This window comes from Peptoanaerobacter stomatis, from assembly GCF_000238095.2.
Lineage (GTDB): Bacteria > Bacillota > Clostridia > Peptostreptococcales > Filifactoraceae > Peptoanaerobacter > Peptoanaerobacter stomatis_A.
In genome coordinates, this window is record NZ_JH815225.1 from 1,167,608 (window position 1) to 1,185,017 (window position 17,410).

At 31.6% G+C, this 17,410-nt stretch carries 16 protein-coding genes; 2 read left to right on the forward strand and 14 right to left on the reverse strand.

Going from position 1 to position 17,410, the window contains the following annotated elements; all coding sequences use genetic code 11:
* Positions 1-11: 11 nt before the first annotated feature.
* From pduL to HMPREF9630_RS04995, 14 genes are all read right to left on the reverse strand, one after another.
* Positions 12-665 (reverse strand): phosphate propanoyltransferase, encoded by a 654-nt coding sequence (gene pduL, locus HMPREF9630_RS04930; protein WP_009527433.1) that lies wholly within the window; start codon positions 663-665, stop codon positions 12-14.
* A gap of 99 nt (positions 666-764) precedes the next feature.
* The gene (locus HMPREF9630_RS04935) at positions 765-1,640 is read right to left on the reverse strand and encodes a DUF7973 family transport facilitator (protein ID WP_009524271.1); all 876 of its coding nucleotides are present in this window, start codon (positions 1,638-1,640) and stop codon (positions 765-767) included.
* 223 nt (positions 1,641-1,863) lie between these two features.
* A complete protein-coding gene (gene metK / locus HMPREF9630_RS04940; protein ID WP_009527434.1) occupies positions 1,864-3,030 on the reverse strand; it encodes a methionine adenosyltransferase in 1,167 nt (388 codons plus the stop codon).
* A gap of 138 nt (positions 3,031-3,168) precedes the next feature.
* A complete protein-coding gene (locus HMPREF9630_RS04945; protein WP_009527435.1) occupies positions 3,169-4,197 on the reverse strand; it encodes a response regulator transcription factor in 1,029 nt (342 codons plus the stop codon).
* On the reverse strand, positions 4,190-5,509 hold the full coding sequence (locus HMPREF9630_RS04950) for a PocR ligand-binding domain-containing protein (protein ID WP_009527436.1): 1,320 nt from the start codon (positions 5,507-5,509) through the stop codon (positions 4,190-4,192). The genes HMPREF9630_RS04945 and HMPREF9630_RS04950 overlap by 8 nt, the downstream gene beginning before the upstream one ends.
* A gap of 46 nt (positions 5,510-5,555) precedes the next feature.
* Positions 5,556-6,674, reverse strand: coding sequence for a 1-propanol dehydrogenase PduQ (locus HMPREF9630_RS04955; RefSeq protein WP_009527437.1), 1,119 nt, complete (start codon positions 6,672-6,674; stop codon positions 5,556-5,558).
* Between the two features lie 26 nt (positions 6,675-6,700).
* The gene (locus HMPREF9630_RS04960) at positions 6,701-8,020 is read right to left on the reverse strand and encodes an aldehyde dehydrogenase (protein ID WP_009527438.1); all 1,320 of its coding nucleotides are present in this window, start codon (positions 8,018-8,020) and stop codon (positions 6,701-6,703) included.
* A gap of 10 nt (positions 8,021-8,030) precedes the next feature.
* Complete coding sequence (locus tag HMPREF9630_RS04965) at positions 8,031-8,294, reverse strand: EutN/CcmL family microcompartment protein (RefSeq protein WP_009527439.1); 264 nt, start codon at positions 8,292-8,294, stop codon at positions 8,031-8,033.
* A gap of 36 nt (positions 8,295-8,330) precedes the next feature.
* Positions 8,331-8,900, reverse strand: coding sequence for a BMC domain-containing protein (locus tag HMPREF9630_RS04970; RefSeq protein ID WP_009527440.1), 570 nt, complete (start codon positions 8,898-8,900; stop codon positions 8,331-8,333).
* Positions 8,901-9,440 (reverse strand): hypothetical protein, encoded by a 540-nt coding sequence (locus tag HMPREF9630_RS04975; protein ID WP_009527441.1) that lies wholly within the window; start codon positions 9,438-9,440, stop codon positions 8,901-8,903.
* A 123-nt stretch (positions 9,441-9,563) separates the two neighbouring features.
* On the reverse strand, positions 9,564-9,845 hold the full coding sequence (locus tag HMPREF9630_RS04980) for a BMC domain-containing protein (RefSeq protein WP_009524280.1): 282 nt from the start codon (positions 9,843-9,845) through the stop codon (positions 9,564-9,566).
* A 198-nt stretch (positions 9,846-10,043) separates the two neighbouring features.
* Entirely contained in the window at positions 10,044-10,820 is a 777-nt protein-coding gene (gene pduB, locus HMPREF9630_RS04985; protein WP_009527442.1) for a propanediol utilization microcompartment protein PduB, read from the reverse strand.
* 12 nt (positions 10,821-10,832) lie between these two features.
* Positions 10,833-11,750 carry a glycyl-radical enzyme activating protein gene (locus tag HMPREF9630_RS04990; protein ID WP_009527443.1) on the reverse strand — a complete coding sequence of 306 codons (918 nt, stop codon included), beginning with the start codon at positions 11,748-11,750 and terminating at the stop codon, positions 10,833-10,835.
* 187 nt (positions 11,751-11,937) lie between these two features.
* Positions 11,938-14,481, reverse strand: a complete 2,544-nt coding sequence (locus tag HMPREF9630_RS04995; RefSeq protein ID WP_009527444.1) for a glycyl radical protein — start codon at positions 14,479-14,481, stop codon at positions 11,938-11,940.
* Positions 14,482-14,972: 491 nt separating this feature from the next.
* Between HMPREF9630_RS04995 and HMPREF9630_RS05000 the strand changes: the two genes are divergently transcribed.
* Together HMPREF9630_RS05000 and HMPREF9630_RS05005 are read left to right on the forward strand one after the other, a co-directional pair.
* Positions 14,973-15,512, forward strand: a complete 540-nt coding sequence (locus HMPREF9630_RS05000; protein WP_009527445.1) for a BMC domain-containing protein — start codon at positions 14,973-14,975, stop codon at positions 15,510-15,512.
* A 148-nt stretch (positions 15,513-15,660) separates the two neighbouring features.
* Positions 15,661-17,400 carry a DUF4037 domain-containing protein gene (locus HMPREF9630_RS05005; protein WP_009527446.1) on the forward strand — a complete coding sequence of 580 codons (1,740 nt, stop codon included), beginning with the start codon at positions 15,661-15,663 and terminating at the stop codon, positions 17,398-17,400.
* Positions 17,401-17,410: the final 10 nt, after the last annotated feature.

Consider the following 17,410-nt stretch of genomic DNA (forward strand, 5'->3'; position numbering starts at 1 on the left):
TCTCCCTCCTATTACTGAACAATACTGTTTTTATTTTTTAAAACCGCAAAATCTCCGTTTTTTATAGATACAGAATTTGCCTCGTCTGTATCCAAATGCATTTCCAACCTGTATGAGTCAGACACTCTTACAAGCACCTTTGACATAATTGCTCTTCTTTGACCGAATATCTCCACATCTACAAAATCACCGTCTTTTACATTCATAAGCCTTGCTTCTTTCGGTGTCATATGAATATGTCTTAACGCAACTATTGTGCCTTCATCAACACTTATCTTTCCTTTCGGTCCTATTATCTCAAGTCCCGGAGTTCCTTCCAATTTTCCTGATTCTTTTATAGGAGCTTTCACACCTAACCTGAAAGAGTCTGTAAGCGATATTTCAACTTGAGTTTTATTTCTTATAGGTCCTAATATTCTTACATTTTCAAATTCACCTTTTGAACCTCTTATTGTTACAAGCTCATTTGAAGCAAATTGCCCCGGTTGTTTTAAATCAGATTTCTTTGTGAGCTCATATCCTTCTCCGAACAGAGTCTCCAAGTCCTTTTTACAAAGATGAACGTGTCTGTTGGAAACTCCAATCGGGATTTTATAATTTTCTATTTGATCAAGTTTTTCTTGAACACGTTTACAAACCAAAGTTATAAATTCCTCTTGATTCATAAAATATTCCTCTTTCTACAAATTATATAAATCAAAAAATTTAAAATAATATAATTTATTTTTATTTCTTGATGTTATTAATTTAAATTCTCTAAAATTTTATCCGAACAGTAAATTTACTATTGATACTGATATCATTATAACTGTTGCAGGAGGATCTATATATGTATCGCAATTACTGTTGAATATATTTCCTGCAGCTTGCCATGCCACTGCATTTACAGCTCCTACAATAGCTGCTATCAAAATATTCCCTGTAAGCACATATGCAACTGCCGCAGGATATGTTATATGATGCGTAACCGGAATACTGAACCCTGTTTGTAAAAATACCAATGAACTTGCACTTATTCCGAAACATATTAACGGAAAACTTGCCAATTGTTCTTTCGGCATACCTGACAACATCATTGCATTTCCAACCACACTTATTACTATTCCGAATGTCGCCCCTAAAAACGCGTGCATTAATAACCCTAAATCAGGATTAGGCAACCATGTTCTTTTTACATCCAAACTGCATGTTCCCACCGGTCCAGTTTTTCCTACTAAAAGTCTGCAAACCATCAATGTACAAAATACTGCTGCTCCAGGTGCGTCGGTTTTTAAGAAACTTAATTTTGTTGTAAATAATGTAAAAAATAAAAATCCTATTACTGCAAATACTCCGCCGGCAATAAGAGTAGGTATATCATTAAGTTCATATAAAGGTTTTAATACATCTTGTGCAGAAGACAGTTTTTTTCTTTTTATAGCTGCGAATCCTGCCGCTGCCGCTCCCGCAGTAAAAGCTATATGAGGTCCCCAAAACAATCCGAATGTAATATGACCGATAGAAAATTCATTTATACCTGACATAGACAAAATTCCGCCTGATAATGCCAACAGACCTGTAATTATAAATGACGGTATTGCTCCGAATGCTGTTCCTACTACACCGCCACAAAATGCTCCAACTAATAACATAATATCCATAAGTCTTCTCCATTTCATAAATTTTAAAATTATTAAACTTTTTTGTGTGAACTATTGCTTAATAAAAGTAGACATATGGTGTTAATAATACAATTACCTAATAAAACCATAAATGATTTTATTTTTTATACATTTTCACAAAAATGAAAAATATGCTCATAAATAATAGAAATTTTTTTATTTATGATTAATATGCAAATTTTTTCTCTTATCAGTCAAATAACTATATATAATTTTGTATATAAGTTTTTACTTGATTTTTTAATTTGGAAACTTTATCGGTTCTCTCCCATGCAAATCTTTCTTCCATTCTTCCGAAATGTCCATAAGATGCAAGTTCAAGATATATAGGAGTTCTCATATTAAAATTGTTTATTGCTCCGTCTATTGTAAAATCAAATGTGTTTTTTATTGCATATTCTATACATTCTTTTGATACTCTTTCAGTTCCGAATGTATTTATATATACTGTTTGAGCCCCTTCTTTACCTATTACGAAAGACATCTCTACTTCACATTTCTTACTAAGTCCTGCCGCAACTACATTTTTTGCTATATACCTTGCCAGATAAGCAGCTGATCTGTCGGCTTTTGAAGGGTCTTTTCCTGAAAATGCTCCTCCTCCATGTCTTGCTATACCTCCATAAGTATCAACTATTATCTTTCTGCCCGTAAGACCGCTGTCAGCTGACGGACCTCCTTTTGCAAAAAATCCTGTGGCATTTATATGAATTTTTGTATCAGATTTCAACAAGTTCTTATCTATTTCTTCAAATATTACTTTTTCTATTATTTCATATCTGAGTTTGCTCAAATCTATATCTCTATGATGTTGTGCGGCTATTACTATGCTGTCTATTTTTTGAACATTTCCGTTTTCATCATATACTGCGCTTACTTGTGTTTTTCCGTCAGGATAAAGTCCTTGTATTATCCCTTGTTTCCTTACATATGCTAGTCTTCGCGCCAATTTATGTGCTGTATGAATTGTATATGGCATATAGTTTTGCGTTTCATCTGTCGCATATCCGTATACCATACCTTGATCACCTGCACAAATTTTTTCTTTTATAACTCCCATAGCTATATCTTCTGACTGTTTTATTATATTAGTCATTATTATAGCCTTATCAGGATTAAAACCGCTTTCTTCATCTGTATAACCTATTTTTTTTATGGTATTTTTAGCTACTTCTTTCACATCGACTTTTGCATTGGAAGTTATTTCACCTCCTATAAACAAAGCTCCGTTAGTTATGAAACTTTCACAAGCTACTCTTGAAAACGGATCCTGCTCCAAATGTGCATCAAGTATAGCATCGGAAATTTGATCGCAAACTTTGTCAGGATGCCCTTCTGTCACTGATTCAGAAGTCAATACTTTATACATAACAAATCACCAACTCTCTTAAAATCTTCATAGTTAAAGCAAATTTAATTTATATACTCCGCATGAACATTTTTTTAAATTTCTATTTTACAGCAAATCCTTATGTATAAATTAAAACTATACTAAGATTTTGTTATATCAAGGATTCTCAGACATACAATTTTCTTTTATTGCATTATAATTTCTAAACCTTGATACAGTAGTTTTTTCGTATTTCTTAAACACTTTACAAAAATAGCTGAATTCATTGTATCCGACTTTAAAAAATATCTCTGATATGTTCATTCTTGACAAGCATATGTATTCTTTCGCTATATTTATCTTTTTTATATGTATATAGTTCATAACTGTCATATTAAATTCTTTTTTAAAAATTCTGCTTAAATATCCTTGAGATACATTGCAATTTTTAACTATATCATTTAGAGATATGTTATTTACTATATTTTTTTCTATATATGAAAAAATATCTTTTAATATAGGATACCTGTCCTCACTTCTTTTTATAAATATATATTCATATACTTTAAAAAGCCAAATGAATATCAATCTTTCGTCTTTTAAATACATGTCTTGAAGCGGAAAAATCTGCTGTAATTCTATTTTATTCTTCTTTACCGTAGGCAAGAACGAATATAATATGACTGAAATAAATCTGTACATATTATCTTTAAAATCACTTTGTGAACAATTATTATATATTTCTTTCGCTATTATGGATATATTGTCATATAGTCCTGAAAAGTCATTTTCTTCTATAAATTTATTTACATTGACGCTTACTGATATTTCTTCTTTTTGTTTCTTGTCTTTAAAATTACTTAATATTGTCTTAATTACAGTGCTGTCTGTAGGTTTTATAACATATTGTTTGATTTTGTTTTTTAATGCTTTTTGTGCAAGCTCAAAACTGTTATAACTTGACACTATATATATGCTTATATCAGGATTTATATCCAATATCTCTTTGCTTGCCACTATGCCGTCTTTTATCGGCATCATTATATCCATAAAAACTATATCTACTTTTTCATTTTTACATATATCTAAAGCCTCTTGACCGTTTTTAGCAAAAAATTTGACTTCAAAATTTTCTACTGATGAAACTATCTTTGCCATTGCTTGTCTAACCAGTTCCTCATCATCTACTATAAGAACTTTATACATAATTTATTCCTTCGTCAAAATTAATCGGATATTTAATCGTGAGTTTTGTACCTATATCTTCTTGATAATCATATACCGGCTTATATTCTTTACCGAACATATCTGTCAAAGATCTTTTCATATCCCTGACTGATTTTAATATATGTGTCCCTTCATGATTTTCTCCATATAATTTATATGTTTTCTCCAATTCACTTATACTTAGTCCAGGCCCATTATCTTCCATTTTTATAACTATATCGTTTTCTATATTATCTATTGATATTTCCAATTTATAATCCGCTTCATTCGTAGTCAAACTATAATACATAGATGCCTGAACAAACGGTAATATTATGGAAAAAGGTATCTTTATATCTGTTAGATTTTCACTACATTCTATATTGCAATAAATTCTATTTTCGTATCTTAGCTTATTTATGGCTATCAGGTTTTCTATTCTTTGTATCTCATCGCTTATTGTATTGGAATTTTTATTTTGCAATTCATTTGTTATGAAATTGGAATACTTTAATATTGCATCATTTGTTTTTGTCGCCCCTTCTATTATTGACAAGTTCGACAGCATATTAAATATATTTCTGACAAAGAATATATTTGTATATCTGAGTATTGTGTCATACTTGCTCTTTAACAGACTGTTTTTATATTCCAACTCTTTTATCTTGTCTTCAAGCTCTCCTATCTTATTGAGATTTTTCATTTTATTATGTCCTGATATGAGCTCTTGCTTTGTGAGTTGACTTATTACGAGTTCTATCAGCTTTGATATTGATACAAACTCGTTATATGTATACTTTGCACAATCTTTCAAATCTTCTTTATATTTTTGAGATAATATATCCACATCTTCTAAATCTTTTCCTGATGCAGACATATTCTTGCTGAGTTTCATAACATAAGGAGGCGCATCGTCACATAATACCTGCCCACCTACAAAACCTCCAAGATACCTGTCATTTACTATTATAGGTATTGCCACTTCCAATAAACCGCACGGACAAAAATATATGCTCGTCTGTTTGCTTGTAGCCGCAATTATTGCACCCGAAGCATCCGACAATTTGCAAATAGGAAGTCTTTCTTTATCTTGTCTCATCTTTTGACAAAATCTTGTAAATTTTGTCTGTTCAGTTACAGGTTCGCCTTTATAATCTACCGTAACAAAGGCAAGCCCTGTAACATCTGAAATTATTTTTTGTATTTCTTCAAGATTCTTCTTACCGAATACCGAAATAATATCTATTTGCTCTACGCCTTGTAAATATTTTTCATTAATAGAAATGTTCGCTGAATTTTTGTTCTCCGCCATAGAAAAAACCTCTCTTATTAAAAGTCAAATACGTTATAATAATAAGTTAATAGATTTTTTCCAAAATTGCAACTATTTCTTTTTCCGAAATACTTTTAGGATTATATTTCAAGCAATTATCTTTGAGTGCATTTTTTGCCAAAACGGTTTTATTTTTATCCCAAAGCTCTTTGTCTATATTGCACTTGGATATTTTATCAGGCATATCCATAAGTTTCATCATTACACTTATGTATTCTTTTAATACGCTAAATGCCATATTATCATCCAAATTATCTCCTGCCATACCTGTTCTTCTTGCAAATTTTATATACCTTTGCTTAGCAGCTTTATCTGTTGCATTAAAGTCTATGACTTCTTTAAGCAATATTGCATTTGCAAGTCCGTGCGGTATGTGATAAAATCCTCCGATTTGATGTGCAATGCTGTGATTAAGTCCCACACCTGCTATATTAAACGCTGTTCCTGCCAAATTCGATGCTATATGCACCTTTTCTCTGGCAATATCATTTTTATCGTTTGAATAGCTTTCATACAGATATTTTATCAATAAATCTCCTGATTTTTCGGCAAGCGCATCTGAATATTCATTTGCTCCTTTTGCCACATATGCTTCTATTATATGTGTGAGTACATCTATACCTGTATTGGCTATTATTGATTTTGGAAGTGACATGGTAAATTCTGCATCCAATATTGCCACATCCGGTAATATATCGTCTGATTCAATTAAATGTTTCGTCTGTTTTTGTTCATCTGTCAAAACCGTTACTGATGTTACCTCCGAACCTGTTCCGCTCGTTGTAGGTATGGCTATAAATTCTATATCATGCTCAATCCTCTTGGATTCCCTTAAAAAATATATCACACCTTTTGCAGTATCTATTGCTGAACCTCCGCCAAATCCTATTATATGCGTTGCATCGAGATCAACCATGGTTTTTATTGCATCAGATACGATAGATAAAGACGGATCAGGTTTTACCCTGTCAAAAACTTCTATTTTATTTGTATAATCAAGTTTTTGAGTAATTTTTTTTATCATAGAATTTTTTACAAGAAATTCATCCGATACTATCAAAATTTTAGATTTTTTTATATTTTTAAGTATGTCTAAGGCATCTTTTCCCATACATATCTTTGTATGCTGATTAATTATATTCATCTTCACACTATCTTTCTTAAAATATATTATTTTATAGAAAATTTATCTACAAGTGCTATTCTTCTTTTTCTTGCAAAATCTTTCGCAGTAATCGCTCCTTCGCCTGTAACATTGGCTATTGTAAAGCTTGTACCGCCAACTCCGCATATGCCTATTCCATCTAATGATGAACCGTTTTTGATAAATATTGATGTTTTAAGAACTCTCTGAGCTAAATTTAATCTGTCTATTCTTGAAGAATGTATTCCTGCCGTATGTTTTAAATTTTGTTCTACCGATAGCGCAACGTCTAAAGCTTCATCAAAATCTTTTACTCTCACCACGCTTATAAGAGGTAATAACAATTCTTGTGTAACAAACGGATGTATCTTCACTGTTTCAACAGCTATTAACTTATAACTCCTATTTGTAACTATGCCTGCTTTTTCCAATATTAAATCTGCATTCTTTCCGCCTAAAAGCTTATTTGGAAGCAAGTCTTCAGTGAGCAGTAATTTTGAAAGTTGCAGCATTTGTTTTACATCTCTTATATAAAATACATCATTTTTTTTGAGTTCTTCTTCAAATTCCTCGCATACTTTATCAACAATTATTATATTTTTTTCTCCTACGCAAGTTATGTTATTATCAAAACTTGCGCCTTTTGATATACAATATGCAGCTTTTTGAATATCAGCCGTTTCATCTACTATAAATGTAGGGTTTGCAGCTCCTCCTGAAATTACTTTTTTACCGCAGGCTATAGCCGCTCTTGCATTTTCAGAACCACCTGTTGATACTATCAAATCCACATCAGGATGTGTCATTATTTCTTTTATATATTTGAGCATACATTCATTCAAGGTTACTACTATATTTTCTATACCGCACACATCAAATATAACTTTATTTATTATATCCGTTAAATATTTTGAAACCTCCATCGCTCTTGGATGAGGGCAATTTATCACACTGTTTCCTGCAGATAATAAACCAATCGTGTTGTTAATCATGGTTTCGCATGGATTCGTACTCGGATGTATTGCACAAGCTACTCCATAAGCTGTATATTCAAAAAACGTCATACCTCCGTCGCCGGTTTTTACTTTTGTTTCCAAATCTTCCACTCCCGGTGTCTGCTCTATTGCAAGTCTTATCTTTACAGCTTTATCCTCGACTTTTCCCATGCAGGTTTCTTCTTGTGACATCTTGGCGAGTTCGTCTATATGTTTTGAAAGCTCTTGTCTTAAATTCGCTATTATGTCTTGTCTATCTTTCATACAAAGCTTTGAATATATATATAGTGCGCTTTTCGCCGCTTGTACAGTTTCATTTACAGTTGAAAATACTCCTCTCAATTCCTTCATATTTTCTCCTTTAGACAACTATTTCGTCTATTATCCCTATAATCGCCATATCGATTAATGAGCTTTTTCTTTGCTCCTCTACTCTTACAGAAGAGCCGGATCCTACTAATACATACTCACCTATTCCGGCACCGACATAATCCGCTGCCACTTTTTGACATCCGTCTTCTGTTAAGTCAGCTCTCATAGGTTGAATTACCATTAATTTATATCCTGTTAAAGTATCATTTTTTTTAGTGGCGACAACATTTCCAACTACTTTTGCTATAAGCATAATCAACCTCCGGCATCAAAACAGATTGTTATTTTTTTATTTTTTTTTCTTATTTTTTTTGTTATTTGTATTTTTCAAAGTTGATTTTGTATTTTCCTCTTTATCATCGGATGTTTCTTCTATTTCTATTTTTTCAATTTTCTCTTCAATTATTTCTTCTGTTTCTTCATCTTTGACGGTTGTATCTGAAGTTTCTTCTTTTTCTGTTTCCAATTCTTCTTTTTCAACCATTTCCTCTTTTATAGTAGTTTCTTCTATTTTTTCTTCGATTATTTCTACAGATTTTACATCTTCTTTTTCTTTATCATCTTCTATTTTTTCTTCTGATGATATGTCTTTTAAAAAAGCGTCATAGATAAAATCATTAGGTCGTGGTATAACCGAAGAACTTATATATTTACCATATGCCATTGCCTCTTGTTTCGCCGCACTTATAGCTGAATTTATAGCTCCTACATCTCCGACAGCTTTTATTGTCATATATCCAAGTCCCTTTGTATTTTCTATCTCATATATTCGTATATTTGCTGTTTTAGCCATCGTATCTGCGATGAGTATCCCTGTTGAAAGACCTTTAATTTCAATCATCCCAAGCGCTTGTTTCAACTACATCACCACCTTCAGGTTTTCAATTATTTCTATATCGAATTCAAAAATTTCTTTATAGTAATTAAGTATCTTCTGTTTATATTTTTCAGGCTCTTTGCCTGTTAATTTTTCTATTCCGTATTTCAAGATGTATATTTTAACCCCGTTTTCAAAGCATTTCTTTATCAACTCAGTTGTTTTGGTATCACTTAAACAACTTGCTATATGTATAACTTCATCTCTTTTCATAACAGGAAATATAATCACATCTTCTTCTTCACACAAAAATTCCTCTAATTTCATCACTTTTGTGAATGTATAGAGCTTTTCAATTTTATTTTTATACACATTACAGTCTTCATTTAACAAAACAGCATATACATTCTTATCCTTTATCTTATTAAGCTCTTCAAATAAAAAATAATATCTGTTGTCCCAAACTTCGTTAAACACTATATATGTATTTTTTTCTTTTACTTCTTTTTTTTCTTGTTCTTCTAAAACTCTTTTTATAACTTTTTTTATAATAAGTTCTAATTCATCTTTTTTATTCGGCATAGCTGCCCCCATTCATAAAAATAACTACGATTGGAGTTCAATTTTTAATTTTTACTGTAAATTCACAAATATCACCTCCGGCAAAAACCGGAGATGATACCTGCAAAATTATAATTTATATATCTATTTTTCAAAATGAGGTATAATTCTTTCTGTATCCATATGTGGTCTTGGTATAACGTGAGTAGATACAACTTCGCCTATTGCTGCTGCTGAAGCTGCTCCTGCATCAACTGCCGCTTTAACAGCTCCTACATCTCCTCTTACCATAACTGTTACAAGTCCTGAACCTATTTTTTCATATCCTACTAAATTTACATTAGCTGCTTTTACCATAGCATCCGCTGCTTCTATCGCTCCTACCAAACCTTTTGTTTCAACCATTCCTAAAGCATCTGATATCATAATGAACCTCCATATTATATGTTTTTTATTTTTTTATATTTTCAGTTTTTTATCTATAATTTTTTATATATTTTTCATAATATGGATTTGATTTTATAACATGTATGAAATTTTTTTCTTAATTATTACTATATGTTATGTTCAAATCTATATATGAGTTTTAAGTATCATTAAATTTTAAAATTTTTATTTATTATTTTATATATAAGGTGTTGTTGTTGATTTAGGAACATCTCCTAATGTACCGAGTAGTTTTACACCTACATCTATTGCAGCTTTAACTGCTTGTCTTACTGCTCCTGAATCTCCTGTAAATGTTAATATAACCTCGTTTGAGTAACTTGTTCCACCGGATGGTGATGAATAGCTGACTACTTCAACATTAGCCGCTTTTACTGCCACATCCGCTAATACTGTACCTATAGCTGCCGGTCCTGCGCAAACCATACCGAATGATTTTCCAAGCGGAGTACCGAATGTTTTTTCCAAACAATAGCTTGCTCTTGCTGTATATTGGAATTCAAGATGGCCGGCATCATTAGCATATACATCTCCAAAATATTTTGGAAGAGTTTCTAAAGCTATTTCTACTGCACGTCTTGCATCAGATACATCTTCCGCTCCGATATATATCAAGCTTCCGTGTCCTGCTCCGCCTTTTGTATCTCTTGGCAATTCCACTGATATAACTTCTGTATTAGTTGCTTTTACCGCATCGTCTACAGCCATTATTTGTGGACCTGCTCCTATTCTTCCACCTATTATACCTATTGATTTAAATTTACCTAATTTCATAGTTTCTGTAAGTAAAGGATCTACGCTTGCTATAACAAGACCTATTGTATCTCCTATTGCTGTTCCTACAAACTCTGTTACTCCTATATTAGCTTTTTTGCTCTTATTAGCTTCTTTATTATCTATTCCAAGTTCTTGTGAAACTTGTCCCATTACTCTTTCTAGCAATTCCTTGTCCATATTGACCTCCTATTAACCACCTATAACACACTTAAAACCGTTATTTTCTACAATGGCTTTAAATTTTTCAACAAATTCTTCACTTAATTCCTCTGTACCATTCATCTCATAATTTCTGCCTAAAAGCTTATATTTATTTTCACCATATCTATGGTATGGCAACAAATGTACTTTTCTTATATTAGGTAGAGTTTTTATAAACTTAGCAATATCTGTTATCTCTTTTTCACTTGCATTAAAATTCGGTATAACAGGTATTCTTATAACGGTATCAGCAAGTTCTTGTATTATCTTTGCATTTTTTTTAATAAGTTCATTTCTAACTCCTGTGTATGCCAAGTGTACATCCGAGTCAAAGCTTTTTATGTCAAGTAAAACAAGATCTACATGAGGTATTACTTCTCTTATCACTTCTTCGTTCGCATAACCTTCAGTTTCTAAAGCTGTATGCCAACCTTGCGCTTTGCAGGCTTTAAACAATTCTTTTGCAAAACTGCTTTGTGTAAGTGCCTCTCCACCTGATAGTGTTACTCCTCCGCCTGATCTGTAATATTGTGTGGCATCTTTTTTTACTTCTTTTATAACTTCCTCTACGCTCATTTCTTTGCCCTTCATTATCAGTGCTCCTGCAGGACAAACTAAAGCACATTCACCACAAGCTGTACATTTTTCTTTGTTTACAATATATTCTTTTTTAGGTTCTATGGCGTTTACTTTACATACCTTGACACATTTTCCACAGCCTATACACAAGTCTCTACTAAACATAAGTTCAGGTTTTGCCTTTTGAGATTCAGGATTACTGCACCATCTGCATCTCAGCGGACATCCTTTAAGGAAGATTATCGTTCTTATTCCCGGTCCATCGTGTATAGAAAATCTTTGTATATCAAACACAATGCCTTTTGCACCATAATCAACAGTTTCCATAACAACGCTCTCCCTGATATATGTTTTTTATATTTTATTTTTTACTTTCAATAGTAATTTTATTAAAATATAAGCTAACATTTATTTAATTATTAAGTATTATATCTTTGTATTTATAGCAAGCAATACGCTCGCTATAAATACAATCTTTAAAAAATATCTTAAATAAAATCAATTATATTTATTTTTACATATCGTGTTCTGTTCTGTTGATGATATCATCTTGAACTTCTTTTGCAAGTGTAACGAAGTGTGCACTGTATCCTGCAACTCTTACTATCAAGTCTTGATTATCTTCAGGATGTTCTTGTGCATTCAAAAGAGTTTGCTTGTCAACTACGTTAAATTGAACGTGGCTACCTTTATGGTCGAAATAGCTTTTTACTATTGAAACGAAGTTTTTAAGTCCTTGCTCTCCTTTAACTGCTCCAGGTGTGAATTTTTGATTATATAGTGTTCCGTTTGATGCTTGAGCGTGGTCTAATTTTGAAACTGAATTTGATGCAGCTGTAGGGCCTGTAACGTCTTTTCCTTGTCTTGGAGATACACCGTCAGCAAGCGGTTCATGTGCCAATCTTCCATCAGGTAAAGCAAGAACGTCTTTACCGAACAATACGTTTGCAGAAACAGGATATATACCAGCTTGGAATTGTCCGCCTCTCGGATTCTTATATTTATCTACTTCATTACAATATATTTTACCGCATCTTACTGCTATTTCATCAACTTCTTCTATATCATTTCCAAAACTGTCTGTGTTTTGAAGTATTTTTCTAATTGTAGTAAATTTACCTGTTTGTTCACCGCAGCATACCGGTCTGCTTGGATATTGATTTGTCAATTTGCTTTCTAATGTAGCTATATCTATTGAACCTGTACTTGCAAGTATTTTCTTAACAGCTTCATATACATCTGCTTCACTCATAGCTCCTGTAACAGGTTTATTGCAAGGAGGTTTTATACAATCGCTTACTCCAAAGTTTGCTTCAAGAGCTTCTTTTAATTCTTTTAAAGTTATCTTCTTATCATCAAATACGTTTTTCTTAATTGCATATAATGAGTCACCAGAGTCTGCCACTCCAAATGCTTGAGGTCCTGTAAAGTTGTAAATTGCTCCACCTTCTTGAGCTGATTTACCTACTTTTATACAATCATCTACCATTGCAGACATAAATGGTAGAGGAGCTCTTTCCATATGCGCATAGTCAACGGCATTATCTGCCATAGCTAAATGTCTTACAAAGTATTCCATTTGTTTTTGATATGCATCGAATATTTTTTCCATGCTGTCAAGTTCTTCCAACTCTCCTGTTTTTGGTCCAAGTTGTTTTCCGTTGCATCTTCCGTTATTTAATGTTATTTCTAAAACTTTTGCTATATTAAAGAACGCTGCATCATGCCATCCTTCTGTTCTGTGTCCTGCTTGCGGTTCAACGCAACCTATTATACTGTAGTCTCTTGCATCTTTTAAAGCTACGCCTCTTGCTACGAGTGCAAGTATTATAACTTCGTCATTATAAAATGCCGGTACACCATATCCTAATCTTGATACTTCACAAGCTCTGTATAAAAATTCCATAGGAGAATTTTGGTGAACACGAACTGAGAATGAAGGAGCAGGTAGTTTAACGTGTGCAACTGCTTCCATGCACATATAAGATACTTCGTTAGTTGCATCTTGACCTTCTTCATTTTGTCCACCTACGCAAAGGTTTTGGAATACTGCGTATCCTGCAAATGCTTGTGCAGATACTTCATCACGAGTTTTGTTTACATCGTTTAATTTTACCCAGATACAATCTACAAGTTCTTGAGCAAATTTTCTATCTATATTATCATCTTTCAAATATGGATACATATATTGGTCAAATCTTCCAGGAGATATTGAGTGACCGTTAGATTCTATTTGTACCATTATTTGTATGAACCAGAAAGATTGGCAAGCTTCGTAGAAGTTTCTTGCACCATATTCAGGTACTCTATCGCAGTTAGCTGCTATTTGTAATAATTCTTGTTTTCTTACAGGATTAAGCTCTACATTTGCAAGTTCTCTTGCCTTGTCAGCATATCTATGTGCAAATATTATAGCTGCATTATAAGATATTATAACTGCGTTATAGAATTGGCATTTTCTAATTGATTCCGGATCGTCCATATCCAATTTGTTCATTGCAGTTATAGTTTCTTCCAATACTCCTCTGAAACCTTTTTTCAATATTTTGCCGTAGTCAACGTTAACGTGACCTACTCCACCGTAGAAATAGTTTCCTACTGTGAATATACCGTTTGATATACAATCTTTAGTGCTTGGACTCATATATGAATCTGCAAGAGCACTTGTAGTTTTTCCATCCCAATATTTAAATGCTTCATGAAGATCTTTTTTAACTTTATCACTTATTTCAAATGGATCTGCCATTCTTGAATGCATTGTATCAAATTCTTTTTCAACCCAATCATAAGAGAATTCCGGACATATTTCTGTAGATCTTGGGTTTATTGTTATTGAGCCTACTACAAGTTCATCTTCTCTTATAGTTACTGGTAGTTGAGTAAATATTTTTTCAACTACTTTTGCTCTTCTCATTATTGCAGGAAGACCTTCTGTTTCCTTGTATGCTTCAGTTGCAAGACAAGCTCTTTCTGATTCAACTTGAGGCATTGCATTGATAATTACTTTTCTTAATCTTTCAACTCTTTCTGTTGGTTTGCTAAAACCTTTTTCTAACATAACTTTTAAACCTCCTTAAATTTAAGTTCGAGCATATGTAATTTTTTGACATATGTTTTTAATACAACATAAAATAACTAAGTAATTTTTTAAGCCACTTTTTTCGGCAATCGTTCACATAAATACGATAACATCTTTTCATTTTTATGGTTAACGTTTTTCAGACTTATTAATTGTAAATTTCAGACTTTAAATTTTACACAATGTTTACAATTTTTTTTATATGTTATTGAGTTGTTTTTACACGATCTTGTTATTTTACAACATATAGAGCTATGAATTTAATAAAAAATAAAATTTCATTATATAAAATCTATTTGAAAACTTTTTCATATTTCAGACCAAATCAATGTAAAATTAAAACTTCCTATGAAAGCATTATTGATTTTATTAATAATAGTTCGTATACTGAAAATGTATATCTAAAAAAACGTTATTTTCATTAAATATTCTAAAAAAATAATTATCATATTTAATAAGAGGATACCTTTATGAATTTATCTATTGCAATATTAGAATTTATAAATATAGCCGAAGCTTATTTCATATTGGACAAAATAATCAAAACTTTTACGGTTGACATATTGAAGGCTCAAAAGATATGCCCGGGAAAATTTTTGACTGTTTTTTCCGGTAATACTTCGGAAATACTGGATTTAATAAATAAATTCGGAAATATTTCCGTTCAGATTAAATCTTCTTATGTAACTGGAATATCAAACGAAACTCTAAATGCCATATCAAAAATAAAAAACAGTAAGAATATAGACAACATAGGAATTATAGAAGTGAAAAATGCTGTAAATTCATTCATAATAGCAGATACTCTATTAAAAAACTTTGAAATAGATATATTAAAATTGGATTTTGCCACAGGATTATTTGGAAAAGCTGTGATATTTATAAACGGCGCATTGAGTGATATAACCAATGCAGTCAATTTTTCAACCGACATAGTAGGTTCTGACAAAATCATAAACACTCAAATAATATCTTCTCCTTGCGATGAGCTTAAATCATTGTTAAGCTGATATTATGTATCACATAACCTAATTAAAAATATATAATTTCAATATTTATTAAGTTATCAGTTATAAAAAATATAATTCTTATGAATAACTTAGCAATATACATACCAAAACTTTAAAATAAATTCATATATAAACTTATGAGGAAACTATGAATAAAATAGAAGAACTTACAAAACAAGCACATAAATTGTGGAAAGAAGGAAAAGAGGAGCAGATGCTCCCTTATCTTCGTGAAGCTATAAATTTGTGCAAACAGGAAAATAATTTTTCCAAGCAGATTGAAATATTAAACGAATATGCCGGTGCATTGAGATTATACGGAAATTATGATAAAGCTGTTGAGAGTATAGATGAGGCTCTTGAACTAATCAAACTTCACTATGACACAAACAACATACAATATGCAACTACGCTTATGAACAAAGCAAATATATACAGAGAAAAAAAAGACTATTTCACCGCCGAAAAATTAATGTTGCAATCAAAAGAAATATTTGACAAAAAAGGCGATAAATCTTATTCATACATAGGTCTGTTAAATAACTTATCATTAACTTATCAGGAAATAAAAGACTATAAACGCGCAGAACAGTTACAATTAGAAGCAATATCTCTTTTGCAAGGAAATGCACAGTATAATGTACCTTTGGCAATAAGTTACAACAATCTCTACGAGATACAAAAAAAATTGAATAAACATACAAACGCTGAGGAAAATCTTATAAAAGCCAAAGATTTATTATCAAAGGAAGTAGGAGAAAAACATCCCTTGTATTCGGCAGTTTTAAATAACCTTGCGGAATTACAAGTAAAAAATAAAAATTACCACAAAGCACTCGAACTTTATAAAAATGCTCTTGAAATCGTAAAAAGTTGCTATGGAACTCAAAGCGACGCATATTTATCAGTAAAAAGCAACTATGAGTATGTAAACGATTTAATTTTAACATTAGAGCCTGATAAAATAGAAAATTTAAAAATCGACAAAAACTATAGCAATCCGTCAAAAACAGAAAAATTGCTGGATAAATCAAGAAAGTTTTCAAAACACGTCGAAGAATTGATATATGAATATTTTCCTACCTTGAAAAATAGAATATGTCTTGCACTTGTAGGTTCAGGTTCAGAATGTCTGTACTTTGATGACGAACTTTCGAAAGACCACGATTATGATTTAAGATGCCAATTATTTTTGACAGATGAAGATTACATATCGTATAGTCAAAAATTAGAGCATATTTTTTCACAATATCTTGAAAACAAAGTGATTATACAAACAATAAGCAATTTTTACATATATTATACATCATACAAAAACGGTCCTTCTACAATAGAAGAATATAGAAATATACCTGATGAATACCTATGCAGCGCGACAAACGGCGAAGTATTTTTAGACAACTTAGGAGAGTTCAGCAAAATAAGGCAAAAAATATTAAATTATTATCCACAAGACTTAATATATAAAAAATTGGCATATCATCTCAATAATATAGCTCAAAGCGGTCAGTACAACTATCCGAGACTTTTAAAAAGAAATGACAAGATAGCGTGCTCACTTGCCCTATCGGAATATATAAAACATTATATGCAAGTTGTACACATACTTAATAAAAAATATATGCCGTTTTATAAATGGTCATTTAAAAATCTTAAAAATTTAGAAATATTGGGCGAATACACAAGCAAAAAGCTAAATGAACTAATAAGCTCACCTGATATTGAAAAAGAAAATATAATAGATCAAATGTGCAAAAAATTGGTATCACAGTTAAACGAAGAACATTTTACTACCGGCAAAATAGATTTTTTGACTTATCAAGCAAACGAAATAACTCAAAATATACAAGATGAAAATTTGAGAAAAGAAGATAATTGGATAAAATAAGGAGATTTCC

Excerpts from the sequence above, each read along its gene's own strand:
- HMPREF9630_RS04990 (WP_009527443.1), bottom strand. The coding sequence starts at position 11,750 with ATGGAAACTGTTGATTATGGTGCAAAAGGCATTGTGTTTGATATACAA.
- pduB (WP_009527442.1), bottom strand. The coding sequence starts at position 10,820 with ATGGACAAGGAATTGCTAGAAAGAGTAATGGGACAAGTTTCACAAGAA.
- HMPREF9630_RS05005 (WP_009527446.1), top strand. The coding sequence starts at position 15,661 with ATGAATAAAATAGAAGAACTTACAAAACAAGCACATAAATTGTGGAAA.
- HMPREF9630_RS04960 (WP_009527438.1), bottom strand. The coding sequence starts at position 8,020 with ATGAAGGAATTGAGAGGAGTATTTTCAACTGTAAATGAAACTGTACAA.
- HMPREF9630_RS04965 (WP_009527439.1), bottom strand. The coding sequence starts at position 8,294 with ATGCTTATAGCAAAAGTAGTTGGAAATGTTGTCGCCACTAAAAAAAAT.
- HMPREF9630_RS04975 (WP_009527441.1), bottom strand. The coding sequence starts at position 9,440 with ATGCCGAATAAAAAAGATGAATTAGAACTTATTATAAAAAAAGTTATA.
- HMPREF9630_RS04950 (WP_009527436.1), bottom strand. The coding sequence starts at position 5,509 with ATGGCGGAGAACAAAAATTCAGCGAACATTTCTATTAATGAAAAATAT.
- pduL (WP_009527433.1), bottom strand. The coding sequence starts at position 665 with ATGAATCAAGAGGAATTTATAACTTTGGTTTGTAAACGTGTTCAAGAA.
- HMPREF9630_RS04935 (WP_009524271.1), bottom strand. The coding sequence starts at position 1,640 with ATGGATATTATGTTATTAGTTGGAGCATTTTGTGGCGGTGTAGTAGGA.
- metK (WP_009527434.1), bottom strand. The coding sequence starts at position 3,030 with ATGTATAAAGTATTGACTTCTGAATCAGTGACAGAAGGGCATCCTGAC.
- HMPREF9630_RS04980 (WP_009524280.1), bottom strand. The coding sequence starts at position 9,845 with ATGATATCAGATGCTTTAGGAATGGTTGAAACAAAAGGTTTGGTAGGA.
- HMPREF9630_RS05000 (WP_009527445.1), top strand. The coding sequence starts at position 14,973 with ATGAATTTATCTATTGCAATATTAGAATTTATAAATATAGCCGAAGCT.
- HMPREF9630_RS04955 (WP_009527437.1), bottom strand. The coding sequence starts at position 6,674 with ATGAATATAATTAATCAGCATACAAAGATATGTATGGGAAAAGATGCC.
- HMPREF9630_RS04995 (WP_009527444.1), bottom strand. The coding sequence starts at position 14,481 with ATGTTAGAAAAAGGTTTTAGCAAACCAACAGAAAGAGTTGAAAGATTA.
- HMPREF9630_RS04945 (WP_009527435.1), bottom strand. The coding sequence starts at position 4,197 with ATGTATAAAGTTCTTATAGTAGATGATGAGGAACTGGTTAGACAAGCA.